Annotated in this window: 8 protein-coding genes; 6 read left to right on the top strand and 2 right to left on the bottom strand. The window is 67.3% G+C overall.

The features are described 5' to 3' along the window. Nucleotides 1-3 precede the first annotated feature (3 nt). The 5 genes from OH491_RS18610 (at nt 4) to OH491_RS18630 (ending at nt 4,805) form a co-directional block, all read left to right on the top strand. A complete protein-coding gene (locus OH491_RS18610; RefSeq protein WP_068770125.1) occupies nt 4-405 on the top strand; it encodes an ExbD/TolR family protein in 402 nt (133 codons plus the stop codon). Continuing rightward, nucleotides 402-1,148, top strand: coding sequence for a TonB C-terminal domain-containing protein (locus OH491_RS18615; RefSeq protein ID WP_068770124.1), 747 nt, complete (start codon nt 402-404; stop codon nt 1,146-1,148). Before OH491_RS18610 ends, OH491_RS18615 begins: the two co-directional genes overlap by 4 nt. Nucleotides 1,149-1,191: 43 nt before the next feature. Further along, nucleotides 1,192-2,943, top strand: a complete 1,752-nt coding sequence (locus tag OH491_RS18620; RefSeq protein ID WP_084442136.1) for a putative porin — start codon at nt 1,192-1,194, stop codon at nt 2,941-2,943. Between the two features lie 201 nt (nt 2,944-3,144). Beyond that, nucleotides 3,145-3,825 carry a hypothetical protein gene (locus tag OH491_RS18625; protein WP_068770123.1) on the top strand — a complete coding sequence of 227 codons (681 nt, stop codon included), beginning with the start codon at nt 3,145-3,147 and terminating at the stop codon, nt 3,823-3,825. An 80-nt stretch (nt 3,826-3,905) separates the two neighbouring features. After that, a complete protein-coding gene (locus OH491_RS18630; protein WP_084442134.1) occupies nt 3,906-4,805 on the top strand; it encodes a peptidylprolyl isomerase in 900 nt (299 codons plus the stop codon). A gap of 233 nt (nt 4,806-5,038) precedes the next feature. Here OH491_RS18630 and OH491_RS18635 read toward each other — a convergent pair whose 3' ends face one another. Both OH491_RS18635 and OH491_RS18640 read right to left on the bottom strand, forming a co-directional pair. Continuing rightward, on the bottom strand, nt 5,039-5,434 hold the full coding sequence (locus OH491_RS18635; RefSeq protein WP_068770121.1) for a type II toxin-antitoxin system death-on-curing family toxin: 396 nt from the start codon (nt 5,432-5,434) through the stop codon (nt 5,039-5,041). Between the two features lie 9 nt (nt 5,435-5,443). Then, the gene (locus OH491_RS18640) at nt 5,444-5,674 is read right to left on the bottom strand and encodes an AbrB/MazE/SpoVT family DNA-binding domain-containing protein (protein WP_068770120.1); all 231 of its coding nucleotides are present in this window, start codon (nt 5,672-5,674) and stop codon (nt 5,444-5,446) included. A 407-nt stretch (nt 5,675-6,081) separates the two neighbouring features. Here OH491_RS18640 and OH491_RS18645 point away from each other — a divergent pair, with 407 nt between their 5' ends. Then, entirely contained in the window at nt 6,082-18,999 is a 12,918-nt protein-coding gene (locus OH491_RS18645; protein ID WP_068770119.1) for a filamentous haemagglutinin family protein, read from the top strand. The last annotated feature ends 115 nt before the right edge of the window (nt 19,000-19,114 follow it).

The following is a 19,114-nucleotide window of genomic DNA, read 5'->3' on the forward strand; positions in this document are numbered from 1 at the left end:
CCCATGGATGCCGGTTCCGACAACAAGGACTACGACGACATCAACATCACGCCGATGGTGGACCTCTATCTGGTGCTGCTGCTGATCTTCATCATCATGACCACCGCGGGGGTGCAGGGCATGAAGGTCGAGTTGCCCAAAAGCAGCCCCAGGCCGGTGCTGGCCGAGACGAAGAGCCGGGCCATCACCGTGAACAACCAGGGCCGCATCTTCCTCGACACCGTGCCGGTGACGCTCGACCAGCTCCAGCAGCGCCTCAAGGAGCACAAGGCCCGGCACGGCGACTTTCCGGTCGTGGTCCGCGGGGACCGCGCGACCCAATACCAGGGCGTGATGGATGTGCTCGATGTCGTCGGCCTGGTCGGCCTCAACCAGGTCGGCCTGGCCACCCAATCACCCAAATGACGCCGATGGATTCGATCGAGGAAGAGGACGAAAAACACTTCGTCATCCGGCACCGCATCAAGCTGATCGTGGCCGCGATGGTGCTGGCCGGCGTGGGCGCGTTTTTCATGGCGGAGCGCGAGCCGCGGCCCCTGCGGAGGACGGCCCCGGCCGAGCGCGTGGTGGCGATCGCCCCGCCGCGCCCGCTGCCGCCACCGCCGCCGCGTCCGCCCGAGCCGCCGCCGCGCCCGGAGGAGAAGCCCCGCGCCGACGAGATGATCGTGCAGGAGCCGGTCGAGACCCCGGACGAGCCTCCGCCGGAAGCGCCCGCGTCCGAGCCGGACGATGCGCCTCCCGGCCCCGTCGGCGAGGCCATGGGCACCAACATCCAGGGAGACGGCTCGCCCAATTCGTGGGGACTCTCCGGGCGGGGCGGCGGCGGCCTCATCGGCGGTGGGGGAGGGGGCACCGGCAGCGGCGGCAGCCGCTGGGGCTGGTATGCCGGCCACGTGCAGAGCCGCATCGAGCGCGCGCTGCAGGACAACGAAAAAACCCGCACCGCCGGCCTCGACGTCAACGTTCGCCTCTGGGCCGACGCCACCGGCCGCATCACCCACGCCCAGCTCGTCGGCACCACCGGGGACGCCGAGCTGGACCGCGTGCTCCGGCGCGATGTCCTCACCGGCCTGGTCATGCGCGAGGCGCCGCCCGCCGACATGCCGCAGCCCATCCTCATCCGCATCCTCGGGCTGCGCCCCGACTGAACCTCACCCTCTTTTTCTCATTTCGAAACCCGACGACAATCCGATGAACACCGATTCCACCCGGCCGGCCGCCACCCGCTTCCGACCCTTTTTCCAAAACGTCAAACTGCTGGCGCTTCTTTCCGCTCTCGGCCTTCAGTCCCACGGCCTTTCGGCATCGGCGGAGCCCGCCGAGCCCGAGCCTGGCGCGATGGCCCAGCTTGTGCAGATGCTCGTGGAGCAGAAGACACTGACTCCCGCGCAGGGCGAATTGCTGCTCCGGGCCGCCGCCGCCGAAAAGGCCGCGCAGGCCGCTCCGGCTCCCGCGGCCGCCACGGCGGAGTCCGTTCCTGAAAAAGTTCCCGGCCGCATGAGCGTGCGCTACCTGCCCGCGACGGCGAAGGCGCAGTTGCGCGAGGAGATCAAGCAGGAGGTCATGGCCCAGGCCCGCGAGGAGAACTGGGCCGCGCCCCGCGCCTTCCCCGAGTGGACCTCCCGTTTCCGCCCCTTCGGCGACGCGCGCCTGCGCTTCGAGACGATCGGTTTCCCCGATGACAACGACCCCACCGGCCAGGTCGATTTCAACAGCATCAATCAGGGTTCGCCCTTTGAGGCCAACCTCGTCAACGGGTATCCGGCGCTGCACAACACCCACGCCGACCGCAATCGCCTGCGCCTGCGCGCCCGCCTCGGCGCCGAGGTCGATCTGGAGGAAAACTTTTCCCTCGGCGCCCGCATCGCCACCGGCTCGGACAACTCGCCGGTCTCCACCAACCAGACCCTCGGCGCCGACGGTTTCGGCTCCAAATACGCCCTCTGGCTCGACCGGGTTTTCTTCAAGTACGAGGTGCCCGGGCTCGGCGGCAAGGCGCTCACCCTCCTCGCCGGCCGCTTCGACAATCCCTTCTTCTCGACCGATCTGATCTGGGACGACGACCTCGGCTTCGATGGCCTCGCCGCCACCTACCGGCATGACAGGATCGGCCGTGTCCGCCCCTTCCTGACCGCGGGCGCGTTCCCCGTCTATAACACCAGCCTCAATCTCTCCACCCGCCAGCCCGGGAAGTTCAAAAGCGACGACCGGTGGCTCTACGGCGTGCAACTCGGCGCGGACATCGAGCTGGCCGAAAAGCTGAACCTCAAGTTGGGCGTCGCCTGGTACGACTACACCAACATCGCGGGAAAACTCTCCCGCCCGCTGACCGACTCCACCCTGCCGGGCGACACCGATTCGCGCCGCCCCGCCTTCGCGCAAAAGGGCAACACCTACATGAAGCTGCGCGACAACCAGTATCTGCCCACCGATCCGGCCTTCAACCGCTACGACTATCAGTATTACGGCTTGGCCACCCCGTTCAGCGAACTGGCTCTCACGGCCAAACTCGACATCAAGCATTTTGCTCCCTTCCACCTCTCGGTCGACGCCGAGTTCGTCAAAAACCTCGCCTACGACGAGGGACGCATCAACCGCCACGGCGCCCAGAATAACATCAAGCCGCTTCCGTCCAACGACGTGGACAGTGGCGATCTCGGCTGGCTCGTGCGCCTGAACCTCGGCGACCCCGTCTTGGAGAAACGCTGGGACTGGCAGGTGAATGTCGGCTACCGCTACCTCGAGGCCGACGCGGTGGTGGACGGTTTTGCCGATTCCGACTTCGGCCTCGGGGGCACCAATCTCGAAGGCTACTTCCTGGGCGGCAGCCTCGCCCTGTCCAAGCGCGTCTGGACCCGCCTGCGCTGGATGAGCGCCGACAACATCGGCGGTTCTCCCTACTCGGTCGATGTCTTCCAGTTCGACCTCAACGCCCGCTTCTGAGCCCCGGCCATCCCAATCATTTTCGACACGGAGGACACAGAACTCCGACACAGAGGGCACAGAGCCAAACCATGAAAAAGATCAGACGATTCACCCGACGGTGCGATGGTCTCCGACCGTTGCCGACGACGCGAGGCGTCGCCCTCCGCGCCCTCCGTGTCCGCGCTCCGTGATCTCCGTGACCCAACCAATCGACTTCCGATGAAAACTGTATCCAAATTAATACTACATACGCTCGCCGGCTTGTTTCTGAGCGGCGTCGCCTTCGCGCAGCAGGAGACCACACCGACCGAGGCGCGTCTCCGCGAGGCGCTTCGCACCACCACGCTCCAGTTGCGCGCCTCCGACAACGAGCGCATCACTCTGCAAACCGCGCACGATGGCCTGCTCAAGGACAAGGCCGACCTCCAGTCCCAAGCGAAGGTCCTCGCGCAGAAAGCCGTCGAGGAGCAGGACGCTTCCCGCAAGGCCCTCGCCGCCCTCGAAAAGCGCCTCGCCACGCTGGAGTCCGATAAAAAGACCCTCACCGAAACCGTCGCCAAATGGGAAAACGCCCATCGCGAAGCGGCCGAACTGGCCCGGAGCACCGAGGCCGAGCGCGCCCGCCTGGCGATCCGGCTGACGGATACGGAGCGTCTTCTGGCCGACCGCGAGGCGAAGAACGTGGCGCTCTTCAAGACCGGTTCCGAAATCCTCAACCGCCTCGAATCCTTCGGCCTGGGCGACGCGATCAAGGCCCGCGAGCCCTTTGTCGGAAGGAAGCGCGTCGAACTGCAAACCCTCGTCCAAGGCTACGGAGACCAGCTCCTCGACAACCGCGTCAAGCCCGGCTCCGGGCTGACCGCCGTGCAGGGGGAGTCCAACTCCTCACGTATCCAATAATAAAATACGAGATTTACCCTACAGCCCGGCCTCAAACTTAAACTCTGAACTTAAACTGCGCGGCTCTGCCGCGCCACACCATGAAATCCGCCATCCTTATTCTTTCCCTTCTGTCAGCTTTCAGCCTTTCCACATCGGCCGTCGCCGACACCGGCATTCTCGCCCGGGTCAGCGACACCGAGATCAAGATCGACGATGTCCGCTCGTCGCTGGAAAATCTCAGCCCGCGCGAGCAGGCCACGCTGGCCGCCAATCCCGCGCTGCTCAACCAGGCGGTGCGCTCGCTGCTCGCCCGGCGCGTCGTGCTCAACGAGGCGCTCGCGCAGAAATGGGACCGGCAGCCCGCCTTCACCGCCCAGCTGGAAAAGCTCCGCGAAAACGCCCTGATCGAGACCTACCTGCAATCGGTCTCGCAACCCCCGGCGGACTTCCCCTCCGAGGCCGACCTTCAGGCCGTTTACGAGGCCAACCGCGCCGTGCTCGCGGCCCCCCGTCAGGTGCGCCTCGCGCAGATCTACATCGCCGCGCCGAAAACCGCCTCGCAGGCGGAACAGGGCGAGGCCCGCGCCCGTCTCGATGATGTGCGCAAAAAACTCGCGCAGCCCGGCGCCGACTTCGCCGCGCTCGCCCGCGCGGAGAGCGACGAGAAACAGAGCGCGGCCAACGGCGGCGAACTCGGCTGGTTGGCCGACGGGCAGATTCGCCCTGAAATCAGGGATACCATCAAGGATCTGGCCGCCGGACAGGTGAGCGAGCCGGTGCGCCTCGACGACGGCTGGCACCTCCTGAAGGCCTTGGAAATCCGCGAGGCCCGTCCGCTGACGCTCGACGAAGTGCGCGCCCAGCTTGCCCAGAGCCTCCGCGCCGAGCGCGCCCAGGCCAACCGCCAGACCTATCTGGCCCGCCTCATGGAAAAGAACCCGGTCTCGATCAACGAACTCGCCCTCTCCCAGGTGCTCGCGCCCGTATCCGGTCAATGAGTGCGAAACACCGAACGGTTTTTGATCTCATGCTCCGCCGGGCGCATCTCCGGCGGAGCGGCCCGCCGGTCGGTGCGACGAGCGCGGAGGGAGGCGCGCAAGCGCCCGTGACAGGCCATTGGTCTTGGTTCTCCACGGCCCTTCCGCGTTCCTCGCACCGGCCGGCCTCCGGTCTCTCTGCGCCTGTTTTCCTCCTCCGTGGTGAAAAACAATCGCACGCCCGTTTACCCGAATCACGCGAGGATGACCTTGAATTGTTCGGTGGCCTGGGGTCGGTCCAGCGTGCCGCCGGCGATGCCGAGCACCAGCGCCTCGATTTCCGGCCATGCATCTCTGGGAAGGGCGATCTCTCGCCCGTTCAACTCCAGAAACGTCAGCGCTGCCGCCAGTCCAGTCCGCTTGTTGCCGTCGCGGAACGCGTGATTGCCGGCGATGAAAAACAGATACGCCGCCGCCTTGTCCAAAATATCCGGATACAAGTCTTCCCCGTCAAACGAGCTTTTGGGCATCTCGACCGCCGATTCGAGCAATTCGAGGGCGAGCAGTCCGTCCGCCCCGCCGTGCTCTTCCAGCGCCGCCTCATGGATGGCGAGGATGTTCTCCACGGTAAGGTAAAGCAGGCCGTCCATCGTCACGGCTCAGGCCAGCTTGCGGAACAATCCGTCATGGCGGCGGATGAGCGCCCGGGCGCGGGTCTTGACTTCTTCGTTATCGGCAGCGGCGCGACGGGCGGGCATCAGCACGATGGCTCCGCTTTTGGTCACCGTCACATTCAAGATGTCTCCTGGTTTCAGACGGGCCTGCTCCATGAGGGACTGGTCGAAGATCAGTCCCTGGGAGTTTCCAATGCGGGTGATGGTTTTTATCATAATGGCGGCAAGTGGATTAAAACTATGTTTTACTGGACTGCTGTCAAGCAGTCACTGGCATCCTGCCAACCTCTGCGCCACCTTCCCTGCTCTGCGGTGAAAAATCATTGCACCACAGAGAAAGGAAAAAGGCACAGAGTTTCATCCGCTTTCCGCTCCTCCGCTTCCACGCCATGAATAGCTGCAAAAAGTCACTACCGAGCGGAAGCGACAGTCTGACAATTTTCCGTCTGCCGACGGAGTTCTCCCGCGCGCCTATAGGCGCCCTGCAACGCTTCATGCGCGTCTGGAATTCTTGCGCCTCTTCGCGGCCATCAATCCCACCCCTCTCCGACTTCGCACCCTTCGCGGCTATCACTTCCACTTAAACTTCAACTTCAACCGCGCGGCCCTGCCGCGCCACTGCCATGTTTCTCACCGATCCCAACCGTGTCCATCCCGTGATCCGCGCCGTGCGCGCGGGCGTATCGCTTCTGCTGTGTTTGCAGATGTCCTCGGTGTTTACGCTCACCGTGGAAGCCCGCAGCTTCGTCAGCGGGGCGACACCGTCCTCCGGCGGTGCAGCCTCCGGGGGAAGCGACGCTTCCGCGCCGTCCTCCTCGTCGGCCGCCGCGCTGGCCCAGCAGATGCAGTCGCAGCGGCAGTCGCTGGCGCGCTCCGTGCAGGTGCTCCACGCCATGCAGCAGGCGCAGGCCGCCGCCCGCGCCGCCGCCAAACAGGTCACGACGAACGTGCCCAACGGCCTCGGCGCGGGTGGCCTACAGGTTGCCGCTGGCGCGGACCTCGACCCGTCCCTCTGGCAGGGCGCGACCCGTCCGGTGGAAAGCTCCGGCGAAGGCGGTCGGCTGGTCGTCAAGATCGATCAGGAGACACAGAAGGCCATCCTCACCTGGGACAGTTTCAACGTGGGCCGCGAGACCGACCTGGTCTTCGACCAGCAGGGCAACCGCGACTGGGTCGCCCTCAACCGCGTGACCGACGCGCAGGCGTCCCCTTCGCAAATCCTCGGCAGCATCAAGGCAGACGGCCAAGTCTATATCCTCAACCGCAACGGCATCATCTTCGGCGGCGCAAGCCAAGTCAACGTCGGCAACCTCGTCGCCGCCGCAGCCAACATGTCTAACGAGCAGTTTCTCGACCGGGGAATCTATTCGCAGCAGAGCGGTAACAACTACACGCCTTCGTTCACCGACGCGGGCGGAGCCGTCACCGTCGAGACCGGCGCGCAGATCACGACCCACGCGCCGCGAAGCGCCACGGAAGGCGGCGGTTTCGTGATGCTGCTGGGCACGGACGTGACCAACGAGGGCACGATCACGACACCCAAGGGGCAGGCAGCCCTTTCGGCAGGGGATGATTTCGTCGTGCGCCGCGGCTACGGCACCGAGGAAAACCAGTCCTCCACCACCCGGGGCAACGAGGTTCGCGGCCTCATCGATGCCGGCTCGACTTCCGGTGCCGTCACCAACGCCGGCCTGATCGAGGCGGGCGAGGGCGACATCACCCTTGCCGGGCGTGCCATCCGGCAGGACGGCGTGCTCCTCGCCACCACCAGCGTCAACCAGCGCGGCTCCATTCACCTGCTCAATTCCGCCTCCGACGGGCAGGGTTCGGTGACGCTCGGAGCCGGGAGCCTCACGCTGATCCTTCCCGATCTGGAAAGCGAGGCCACCGCGCTCGACAGCCAGCGCGACGCGCTCATTGCAGGGTCCGAGGCCAGTCGCGCCAATACGATCACCGGCGGCTTTGACGACCGCTCCACGCTCGCCGAGCGTCTCGACCAGTCCCGCGTGGAGATCGTCACCGGCGGTGACGTGCTCTTCGAGGGCGGGTCGCTCACGATGGCCCAGGGCGGCCAGGTGGCCGTGCAGGCGAACAACGGGCGCATCACGGTGGAGGACGGGGCGACCATCGACGTCTCCGGCCTTCGCGGCGTGGCCCTCGACATGGAATCGCACTCCATCAAGGTCAACATGCAGGGCAACGAATTGCGGGACTCGCCGCTCAACCGCGAGGAGGATTACCTCAAGAGCCAGAACGTGTGGCTCGATGTCCGCGACCTGATTTACGTGCCCGCCGGCACCGGCGGCTACGAGAGCGACCGCTGGTATACCGCTGGCGGCCTGCTGGAAGTCGGCGGCTGGCTGGCCAACACCGCCCACACTATCGGCGAGTGGGCGGCCATCGGCGGCACCATCACCCTCGCCGCCAGCGAAGTGGTGGCGCAGCGGGGCGCCGTGTTCGACATTTCCGGCGGATCGCTGGACTACGCGGCCGGCTCCACCACCGTCACCCGCCTGCTCGGCATCGACGGCAAGCTCTACGACATCGGCAATGCTCCAGCCAACATGATCTTCGTCGGCCTCGGCAACGGCCACATCGAGAAATCCGACAAATGGGGCGTGACCAAGGTTTATTCCAGTCCCCTCACCAGCAAGGCCCACGTTACGCGGCAAGAGGAAGGCTACACCGTCGGCCGCGACGCCGGCAGCCTGATCCTGTCGGCTCCCACCGTGATCATGGAGGCCGATCTCCGCGCCGATGTCGTCAATGGCAGCCGCCAGACCAGCGCGCGGGCCGCAGGCATCACCGACGGCTACAAGGTCGGCCAGCATACGGTCGCCCGGGCCGGTTCGCTGGTGCTGGGGCGCTACGGATTTCTCGCCGCCGCCGCCAATCTTCCCTTCGATATCGATGTGCGCATCGGCGACATTGCCGATGTGAGCGCCGGTCTTGCCGCCGGCGATGCGCTGCCGGCCGGGCGTGCCGGCACGGCTTGGTTCGATGCGGCGTGGCTCAACGGGGTCGGGCTCGGCGGGCTCTCGCTGGAGACGGGCGGCGTCATCTCCTTCGAAAGCGCGCTGACGCTCGCCGATGGCGGCTCGGTGACGCTCGTGGCGCCGACGATCGACATCAATGCGGACGTGACCGCGCGCGGCGGCAGTTTCAGCACGATCAATTATTATGAGAAAGGCTCGGTGGGAGTCCTTCTGCTCCAGGATGGCGCCGCGCGGGTCGCGCTCGGCGAGGGCGTGACGCTCGACCTTCGCGGCCATTGGTCCAATCTCCTGCTCGATCCGGCCGATGGCTCGAAACTCGGCTATCTCAACGGCGGACGGGTGAGCCTGTCGTCCAGCCATGATGTCACGCTCGGCGAAGGCAGCGTCATCGACGTCTCCTCCGGCGGCGCGGTCCTCGCCGATGGATCGACGCGCGGCGGTCGCGGCGGCGATATCATGCTGGAAGCGGGCCGTTCCGGCAACGCGGGCGAAGTGCGCATCGGCGGCGAAGTGCGCGGCCAGGGCGTCGCCGGCGGCGGCGCCCTGATCCTGCGCACCCATGCCCCGATCGCGCTGGGCGGGCAGGTGCTGCAAAGCGAAGGCTATCTCGAAAGCGGCGAGCCCGCGCCGATTGCCCTGATTCTGGACGAGCCGCTTTCGGTGGCGAAGGGCGCGCTGCTGCCGGGCGGCACCACCTTCACCGTCATGACGGGCGGCCAGATGGTGACGGCGACCATCCAGTTCACCGATACGGGCGCGGGCAACACGCTCTCCGCGCCCGTCGGGCCGGGCGGCTGGGATCTGAACGGCACCACTCTCAACATCTGGGTCGATCTCTACGACAGCGCGGGCAATCTCACCGCGACGAACCAGCAATATCGCGGCAATACCGGGACCAACAGAATCATTCCCGGGAACGCGGTGATCCGGCGCATTCAGTCGGGCGCATTGCAGAACGGTTACGTCATTCCGGATTCGCTGACCGCGCTGCCGGTTCCGGCCTACGTGCTCGCGGCGGGCACGCCCGCGCCGGCCGACATCGTGCTTGCGGGCGGCGCGGTCATCGCGCCGGGAACCATTTTGGATCACCGCGTGGCCGTGCGCCCGCCGATGACGCTGGACGCTGCATTGTTTCAGAGCGGCTTCTCCAGTTATGAGATCGTCAGCCGGCAAAGCGTGGTGGCGGCGCCGGGCGCGGCGCTCGACGTGTTCATGCCGGTCTATCGCCTCGGCGCCGGCGCGCACGCGATCGCCACCGGCGCCGAGCCCTCCGAGGCGCTCGAAACGTGGACGCCGCCGCTCTATCAGGAAAATCCTCTGAGCCGCGCGCTGACGCAGCGCCGGGGCACGAGCCTCACGCTGCAAGCCGGCGACGCGGGCACGACCGCCGGCAGCGCCGTATTGCTGCACGTGGCCGACAACGCGCGCATCAGCGTGGACCCCGGCCAGTCCCTGACGCTGCTGAGCGGCGGTCAGTTGACGGTGGATGGGCGTCTGCAAGCCCATGGCGGGCTCATCGAGATGCGCCGCGCCGTAGGTGCGGGCGCGCCGCCGCCCGGCAGCTCGGTCTGGATTGGAGAGCGCGCCGTGCTCGACGTGTCCGGCGTCGCCGCAACCGCACTCGATGCGCGCGGCCTGCGTTATGGCCGCGTGGACGCGGGCGGCAGCATCCTGATCGGCGGCCGGGTCAGCCCGGACGAAGGCACCGCCGACGGCGGCAGCATGTTTGTCGTGGTGCGCGAGGGCGCTCTGCTCGAAGCCTCGGGCGCGCGCGCGGTGCTGGACGTGCCCGGCAGGGGCGCGGTGGAGGTTGCGAGCGCCGGCGGCGAGATCGTGCTCTCCGGCAACAACGGCTTTTATATCGACGGCACGCTGCGCGCGGCCTCCGGCGGCGCGGGCGCGGCGGGCGGCGCGCTGACGGTGTGGGTCGCCAACAGCACCATCGTCCAGACCTCCGCGCCCGAGCGCACGCGCCGGCTCCGCGAACTGGTGTTCGCCCAGGAGCAGGGGCCGGGCGAACTGGCACCCGGAGCCACCGCCGCCGAGGTCGCCGACCTGCTGGAATACGGCCATGCCCGCCTTGGCGCGGACACGGTCGAGGCCGGCGGCTTCGACACGCTGACCCTGGCCAGCGGCGGCATGATCGTGTTCGACGGCAGCGTGAACCTGTCCATGGGCCTGGCGCTCAATCTCTATGCGGGCTCGCTCGGCTGGACCGACGCGGCGGCCGAAGACAGCCAGGTGCATCTGTCGGCGCCCTACATGCGGTTGATGGGGTCGTCTCAAGCCAGCAGCGACGCGACCACATTCTATGCGGGCATCAATTACACCTCGTCGCGCGTGGCGGCGTCCTCGCGGCCGCTCATGGGCGGTCTGACGCTGGAAGCCGGGCTCCTGTTCGACGTGCGCGGCGGCACCGAAATCGACACGGTGAACCGTGTGCTCGGCATCGGCGGGGGGCAGATCACGATCCCCGGCCTTACCGCCGAGACCGACCGGACCTATGACCGGCGCGGTTTCGACCAGGTTGCGCTCATCAGCGGCGGGGACATGCGTTTCGGCTCCGGCCGGGTGAACATCGCCGGCGACGTGACGCTGGCGGCGGCGCAGCTCTATCCCAACACCAACGCCAATGCGTCGCTCTATGCCGGCTGGGTCGGTGGCGGCGGCAGCCCCGGCACGGCATTCGATCCCGCGCGTGTGCTGACGATCGCGCGCACCACGGACGACATTCCCGCCGCCATGCCCTATTCGGTGTTCGGCCGCCTGGCCCTGAGCGGGCCCACGATCGATCAGGGCGGCGTCATCCGCGCGCCGCTGGGGATGATCCAATTGGGCGCCGGGACAGGCAATCAATCGACGACTAATCTGAACCTGCTCCCCGGCAGCCTGACCTCGGTCAGCGCCGCAGGGCTGGCCATACCTTATGGCGGCACCACGGACGGCGTGAGCTGGGATTTCCCCGGCACGGCCAGCCGGTTCAACCAGGACGGCCTGCTCGGCGCGGGCCGGTTCACGACCGGCGGCGTTTTGCTGGGCGGGCAGTTCGTGAATATCGAGGACGGCGCGGTGATCGACCTCACCGGAGGCGGCGCGGTCAACGGCGCTGGCTTCGTCTCCGGTCGCGGCGGCTCCACCGATGCACGCTACAATCCGCTGGTGCAGATCGGGAGCGGCGGTGTCAAATTCCCGGGCCTCGGTTCGAACCCGATCTACGCCATCGTGCCCGGCGCGCAGCCCGTCGCCGCGCCGCTTGGGGAAGCCGGCGCGGCGGATCCGGCGTTGGGCCGGCAGATCACCATTCCCGCCGGCGTGCCCGGCCTGCCGGCGGGCGTGTATACGCTGCTGCCTTCCACCTATGCGCTGCTGCCCGGCGCATTCCGCGTGGAGATCAACGGCCCGGCCACGGCCAACGGCACCGTGCCAAGGCCCGTGGCCATGGGCGACGGTTCCTGGGCGGTGAGCGGCGCGCTGTCGATCGCCGGCACTGCCTTCGCCGACAGTCTGGCCAGCATGGTGTTTCTCACGCCGGCCAGCGTGCTGCGCACCTACTCGCAATACAACGAGACCTCCTACACCGAGTTCGCGTACATCGACGCCGAACGCCTGGGCGTTCCGCGCGCGCAGATCGAGGCCGACGCCAAGACCCTGATGCTGCGTTTCAACGATCGCAACGCGACGTATTCGGGCCTCAGTCTGCATTTCGACGGCGAGGTGCGCGGCGAGGCCGCCGAGGGCGGCTTCGGCAGCACGCTCTCCGTGGTGGGCACCGGCGCGAGCAACAGGATCGAAATCCTGGGCGACGATGCGGAGCTGTCGGCCTTCGCCGATTTCGGCGTCTCGGTGCGGGCGTCGGACCTGAGCAAGATCGACGTCAACCGCCTGGTTATCGGCGACCTGCCGGCCATCCGCTATGGGCAGGGCGGCAATCTCGTGCGCTTCAACGACAATATCGGCCGTGTGATCTCCGTGGCCACCGCCGCCGGTATCGCGGTGCGGGACGGGGCGGTGCTCAGCGCGCCGGAAGTGATCTTGTTCGCAAACGGCAATTCGGACGCCAGGAACGTCATCACGATCGAGGATGGCGCCGTCATCACCACGCTGGGCCGGGGCCCGGCGGCCTATGGCTCGGATGACGGCTTCTTCTATCAGGTCGGCAGCGGCAGCATCGTCGCGCTCTCCAACGGCCGCCAGCAATGGCTGCCCGTCACCCCGACCACGAGCCTGGTCAGCGCGATTCCCATTCGGATCGGGGCGGCGGCGCTCTATTCGGAAGGCAGCATCGCCTTCGCAACCGACAAGACGTTCGAACTCGGCGAAGCGGCGCGCTACGGCACGCGCCATCTGAGCCTCGCCGTGGGCGCCTTCAATGTAGGAACCAGCGAGGCTCTGGCGGAGGCCGAAGCGCGCGGCGCGCTGACGCCGGGCGCGGTGCTGAACCAGCAGGCGATGGACCGCCTGCTGCGCGGCGACAGCTCGACCGGCGCACCGGCGCTGCAGACGCTGGAGCTGATCGCCAGCCGCTCGGTCAATTTCTTCGGCACGACGACCCTTTCGACGCTGGATGCCGAGGGCAATTCGATCCTCGACAATCTGATGCTGACCACGCCGGCCATTTACGGCTATGGCAACGCTGCGGACGTGGCCCGCATCGAGACGGGCCATCTGATCTGGAACGGCTCGGGCGACGCGCCCGGCGCGGTGGTCGCCGATGGCGCCGGCACGGGATCGGGCGCGTTCGAAATCAGCGCCGAGCGCATCAGCTTCGGCTATGGCGCTTTCGGCCGTCCCGACGGCGTGAGTTCGCTCGACCGGCTGGCGCTGGGCTTCGCCGACGTGACGCTGTCCGCGAGCGACCGCATCACCGCCAACAATCTCGGCGCGCTGAGCGTTTATCAGAGCCGCGGCGCCTACACGCCGGGCGAGGGCTACGCTTATGCGGGCGGCAATCTCCACCTTGTCGCGCCGCTGCTGACTGGCGAGGCTGGTTCGGTCAACCGCATCACGGCCGGCGGCGCCATCAGCGTGTCCGCGCCGGCTGGCGGCGCGGCCGATCCGTCCGCCGTCTCCGCGCTCGGCGCCGAGTTGTCGCTCACCGCCGGGCAGGGCCTCAGCTTCGACACCGCGACCGCGCTGCCGAGCGGCAAGCTCAGCCTGATCGCCGGCGGCGACGTGATGCTGGGCGGGCACGCGAACATCGATCTTTCCGGCCGCGCCGTGACGTTCTTCGACGATGACGACGCCACCCGCTACAGTTGGGGCGGCGACGTCACGCTGGAGAGCAGGGCGGGCAACATCACCCAAGCCGCCGGCTCGATCATCGACCTCTCGGCCGAGCACAATCGCGCCGGCCGGCTGACCGCCGTCGCGCTCGGCACGGGCGCGGGCGTGGTCGATTTGCAGGGCCGCATCCTCGCCAGCGCCAGCGGTGTCTCTAATGTGGGCGGCACTGAACTGCCTTATCTCGCTGGCGGAGTCATCGTGCGCGCGCAATCGCTGGGCGGGAGCGATCTCGGCGCCGCGTTCGCCGCGCTGAACGCGCGCCTCAACGAAGGCGAGGTGTTCGGCCTGCGCAGCTTCCAGCTCAAGCAGGGCGACCTCACTGTCGGCGACGGGGTGCGGGCCAGCCAGATCGACATTTCGCTCGACGGCGGCCACCTGACCGTGGCCGGCACGGTGGATGCAAGCGGAGAACGGGTCGGCAGCATCCGCCTCGCGGGCAAGCAAGGACTCACCATCGGAGGCAATGCCGTTCTTGATGCCCATGGCACGCTGTTGCGTCTCGACAGTTACGGCAAAATCATCGACGCGCCCAACCGCGCCATCGTGGAGCTGAACTCGGGCGACGGCCTGCTGACATTGGCCGCGGGTGCGCACATGGATCTGCGCCATGGCACGAACGACGCCCGTGTGCAGTCCGATCCGTCGCTGCATGACGGGCGCCCGCGCGGCACGGTGGAACTCTACGCGCCGCGTCTCAGCGACGGCGATGTGGCCATCGATGCAAGCGGTGCGCTGGCCATCGAAGGCGCCCGCTCTATCGCACTCAACGCCGTGCGGCGCTATGATGATGCGCCGTTCGGAACCGATCCGGCCGCGAGCGGCCGGCCCTACCAAGTGGTCGATCAGGACTATCTCGACACCCTTCACGCGGACAGCACGGCGTTCATCACCAATGCGCTGAACAACACCAATCTCCTGAACACCAAGCTCGCGGGCCTGAACAACGCGACTTGGCGCGACGCCTTCCATCTGCGGCCCGCCGTGGAGATCGTCAGCGCCACTCCCGATGGTGACATCGTGGTCAGCGGCGATCTCGATCTCTCCGGCCACCGCTACGCGAGCCTCAATCCGCATACGCAGCAAACCGGCGTCTACGGTTCGGGAGAAGCCGGCGCGCTGGCGATCCGCGCCGGCGGTGACCTCGACATTTATGGCAGCATCAATGACGGCTTCGCGCCGCCGCCCAATACGGTTGACGACAATGGTTGGGTGCTGACGCCGGGCGTCCAGGCCTATGCCGCCGACGTGATCGTGCCGAACGCGGGCGTGGTGCTGGCCGAGGGCACGCGCTTCCCGCCGGGCCGGGTGCTGAATTACGATCTGCCGATCCAGGCGGTGCAATTGGTGGCCGGCACAGTGCTTCCGGTCGAGGGCGTGCTGACGGCGGCGTTGACGATGCCGGCGAACACGCAGCTCTACGCCGCGGTGCGCGATGCCGGCGGCAACGTGCTCTATCCGGCCGGCACGGTGCTGCAAGCGCAGGTGATCTTGCCGGCGGGCAGCCGGCTCGGCGCGGGCACGCAGCTGCCGGCGGCGACCTCGCTCGCCGCCATGGTTTGGCCCAGGGGCGTGCCGCTGCCCAGGCGCCAGGGCGCGGTCGCCTCGAGTCTCAATGACGGCGTGTTCCTCGCCGGGAGCCTGTCGCTGCCGAGGGGCGCGCTGATCCCCGGCATGACGGAAGTCGTGCTGCCCCCGGGCGTGCTGTCGACGCCGCTGCGTCCCGTGACCGACGGGCGCATGGGCCGCAATTGGGCGGTGGCGGCCATGCTACCGGAGGGCTCGCTCTCTTGGGATATGCGGTTCGTGGCCGGCGCCGACACCGGAGCGGCCGATCAGCGCCTGACGCGACCGGAGTCCGTGGACGGTCTCACGCTCGCCGACACCCATTTCAGCGTCTATCAGAGCAGTCCGATGGCCGCCGCCTATCAGGTGGCACAGAATTTCAGCGTGCTGCGCACCGGAATCGGTGATCTCGATCTCATAGCGGGCGGCGATCTCGACATCCGGTCGCTCTATGGCGTCTATACGGCAGGCGCCTCCACCGCTTCGCGCGCCGGCGCCGAGGAGGCGGATTTCAACCAGCCTCTGGCCAACGGAACCGGCGCCAGCACCTACGCCGCATGGTATCCCGATGGCGGCGGCAATCTCCTGCTGCGCGCCGGCGGCGATCTCACCGGCGACGTGCTGGCGACCTACAGCACGGCGGCCAGCGCGGTGCATGACACCCGCCCGCAACGCAGCACCGCCGATCTCGGCAATTGGCTGTGGCGCCAGGGCAGCGGCGACACCGCCGGCGTCGAGCCCATCCCCACGAGCTGGTGGATCAATTTCGGCACGTATGTGCCGGGCGGGACCGCCAACAACTCGACCAGGGTGCCCGTCGCGGCCGACCGCAACGCCATCACGGCGAAACAGGAACTGGTCGGCTTTGTCGGCATCGGGACGCTGGGCGGCGGCAATCTGACTGTCGATGTGGGCGGCGATGCCGGCATGCTGACGCGCGTCGGCAATTACAACGGCTTGTCGACGCCCCGGCCGCGCAGCCAGGGCCTTATCCTGACGGTGGCCGGCACGGGACGGGTTCTCTCCAATGGCGAGATCGTGCTCACCGGCGGCGGCGATCTCGACCTGCGCATCGGCGGCGTGCTGAACGCCGATCTGGTCGCGCGCTCGAGCCCGGTCCCCAACGCTACGCCGCAGAACGCAGGAGATTATTACGCCCAGAACCTCAACCTGACCGGCGTGCTGACCAATCTGCGCGGCGCGCTCGATGTGTGGACCGGTGCCTCGGGCGGGATTGCGTTCAATTATCCGCTGGCCACCGATCTCCGCGACGTGCGTCCTTTCGATCCCTATACGGCGACGCGCAGCACCGCCAGCGGCGGGCCGGTGCTGATGCTGGGCGATGCGGCCATGACGCTGAACACACGCGGCGATCTGGTGGTCGGCGGCGCCGGCGATCCCGGCCGCGTGGCCTTGCCTTACACTCCGGTTTACCGGGATGCCGGCGGCTCGGTTTACAAGACCGGCGGCTATGGCTGGTTCTCGCTGTGGACCGGGAACACCGCGATCGACCTGTTCTCCGCGGGCGGCGATCTGTCGCCCAGCCAGCAATTGATCGATTTCACCGGAAGCAGCATGGGGAGGGGCAGGAATTTCTCGCCCACCGACGGGCGTTATGTCTGGCCGGCGCAATTGAGCCTGACGGCCGCCGATGGCAGCGTCTTCCTCGGCCGATCGGTGCTGGGCAGCACCACGGTCGATCCCAACATCTTCGACCCGACCCGGTATTCCCTGCTGCTGGCGCCTTCGGACACGGGCAGGCTGGCGATTCTCGCCGGGGACTCGATCTACGCCAGCGGCTATGTCGTCAGCCGGTCCGGCGCCAGCCCGGATGTGATCCCGACGCCCTTCAATCCGGCCTTCGCGGTGTTCAACGGCACGGCCTTGTCGGGCATCTACAATCTCGATGCGCAGGCGGTGCGTCCAAGCACCAACCTGTTTCCGATTTACGCCTTCGGTCCCGGAACCGCGCGCGACATCGGCCCGCAACTGTCGCCCGCGCGCCTCTATGCCCGGGATGGCGACATCGTCGGTCTGGGCAGCGGCGAGATCATCACCTTCACGAGCTTGGGCCGCCAGGGGCTCACTTGGTATGAAGGAGATGGAGCGGTCTGGATGCGGGCGGGGCGCGACATCGTGCGCTCCGGCATGCTGCTCGGCGAGCGGATGTTCCTGGGCGACCTCATGTCGACGCCTGTGCGCAGCGACTCCAGCGGCGGCACGAGCACCGGCAATCTGTTTGTCCACGCCGACCCCACCGACGTCTCCATCGTCGAGGCGGGACGCGACATCCTCTTCAGCAATTTCAGCGTGGCCGGTCCCGGCACGCTCGAAATCAGCGCCGGGCGGAATATCCTGATGAGCGGTCAGGCCACGATCGGCACAGGCGGCGCGCTCGCTTACGGCGAAGCCGCCGTGCGCAGCCTTGGCGCAATCGTGCCGGGCGACAACCGCCCCGGCGCCGGCATCCTGGTGCAGGCCGGCGTCGGCGCGGCCGGTCCGGACTATGCGGGCCTTCTGCCCTATCTTGATCCGGCGAATCTCGCCGTGTCGGGCACGCCGCTCGCCGACCAACCGGGCAAGGTGGCGAAAACCTATGAGGACAAACTGGGCGCGTGGCTCGAAGAGCGCTACGGTTACGAAGCGGCGAGCGACGAGGAAGCCCTTGCCTACTTCGATGCGCTGGCGCCGGAGCAGCAGCGGATTTTCCTGCGGCAGGTCTATTATGCCGAAGTGCGCGAAGGCGGTCGCGAATACAATGATCCTGAAAGCAGCCGCTTCGGCTCCTATCTGCGCGGCCGCGCGGCCATCGCCGCGTTGTTCCCGGACGAGGACGCCGACGGCGCCGGGATCGTCCGCACCGGCGACATCATCATGTTCGGAGGTTCCGGCGTGCACACTGATTTCGGCGGCGACATCCAGTTCCTGGCACCGGGCGGCCAGATCCTCGTCGGCGTCGAGGGGACAGTGCCACCCTCCACGGCAGGCGTGATCACGCAAGGCTCCGGCGATATCCAGATGTATTCGAAAGGCTCGATCCTGCTCGGTCTCTCGCGCATCATGACGACCTTCGGCGGCGACATCCTCGGCTGGTCGGCGGAGGGCGACATCAACGCCGGCCGCGGCGCCAAGACCACGATCGTCTTTACGCCGCCCAAGCGGGTTTACGACAACTACGGCAACGTGACCCTTTCGCCAACCGTGCCGTCCTCGGGTGCGGGTATCGCGACGCTGAATCCCATCGCCGAAGTGCCGCCGGGCGATGTGGACCTGATCGCGCCGCTGGGCACGATCGACGCGGGCGAGGCGGGCATCCGGGTTTCCGGCAACCTCAACCTCGCCGCGCTCCAAGTGCTCAACGCCGCGAACATCGAGGTGCAGGGAACGGCCACGGGCATTCCCGTGGTGGCAGTTCCCAACGTCGGGGCCATCACCACGGCCGCGAACGCTTCGGGCGCGGTCGCGGCCTCGGCGATGGAGGCCGCCTCGCGGTCCGACCAGCCGGTGTCAGCGCAATCCCTGCCGACGTTGTTCAAGGTCGAAACCATCGGCTACGGTCCGATGGAACTCCCGCCGCCGGAGGACGACGGCGACAAGCGCGCGTCCCGGGCCTCCGGTGAATCGCAACGGGGGCCGGTGGCATCGGAGAACCCCGCCGCATCGAGCGTTCCTTTCGCAGCGATTCTTCCGCCCCGGTAGATTCGCTTCGGGTGCAACCCAAAAGTGATGTCATCCGCCGGGATCGTTCCTCTTTATTCTTTTGTCAGGTCTCTCGTTTCGATCGGAACTCACTGACCGATAGATAAATAAGGGA

Source organism: Termitidicoccus mucosus, from assembly GCF_038725785.1.
Classification (GTDB): domain Bacteria; phylum Verrucomicrobiota; class Verrucomicrobiia; order Opitutales; family Opitutaceae; genus Termitidicoccus; species Termitidicoccus mucosus.

Excerpts from the sequence above, each read along its gene's own strand:
- OH491_RS18610 (WP_068770125.1), top strand. The coding sequence starts at position 4 with ATGGATGCCGGTTCCGACAACAAGGACTACGACGACATCAACATCACG.
- OH491_RS18640 (WP_068770120.1), bottom strand. The coding sequence starts at position 5,674 with ATGATAAAAACCATCACCCGCATTGGAAACTCCCAGGGACTGATCTTC.
- OH491_RS18615 (WP_068770124.1), top strand. The coding sequence starts at position 402 with ATGACGCCGATGGATTCGATCGAGGAAGAGGACGAAAAACACTTCGTC.
- OH491_RS18630 (WP_084442134.1), top strand. The coding sequence starts at position 3,906 with ATGAAATCCGCCATCCTTATTCTTTCCCTTCTGTCAGCTTTCAGCCTT.
- OH491_RS18625 (WP_068770123.1), top strand. The coding sequence starts at position 3,145 with ATGAAAACTGTATCCAAATTAATACTACATACGCTCGCCGGCTTGTTT.
- OH491_RS18635 (WP_068770121.1), bottom strand. The coding sequence starts at position 5,434 with ATGGACGGCCTGCTTTACCTTACCGTGGAGAACATCCTCGCCATCCAT.
- OH491_RS18620 (WP_084442136.1), top strand. The coding sequence starts at position 1,192 with ATGAACACCGATTCCACCCGGCCGGCCGCCACCCGCTTCCGACCCTTT.
- OH491_RS18645 (WP_068770119.1), top strand. The coding sequence starts at position 6,082 with ATGTTTCTCACCGATCCCAACCGTGTCCATCCCGTGATCCGCGCCGTG.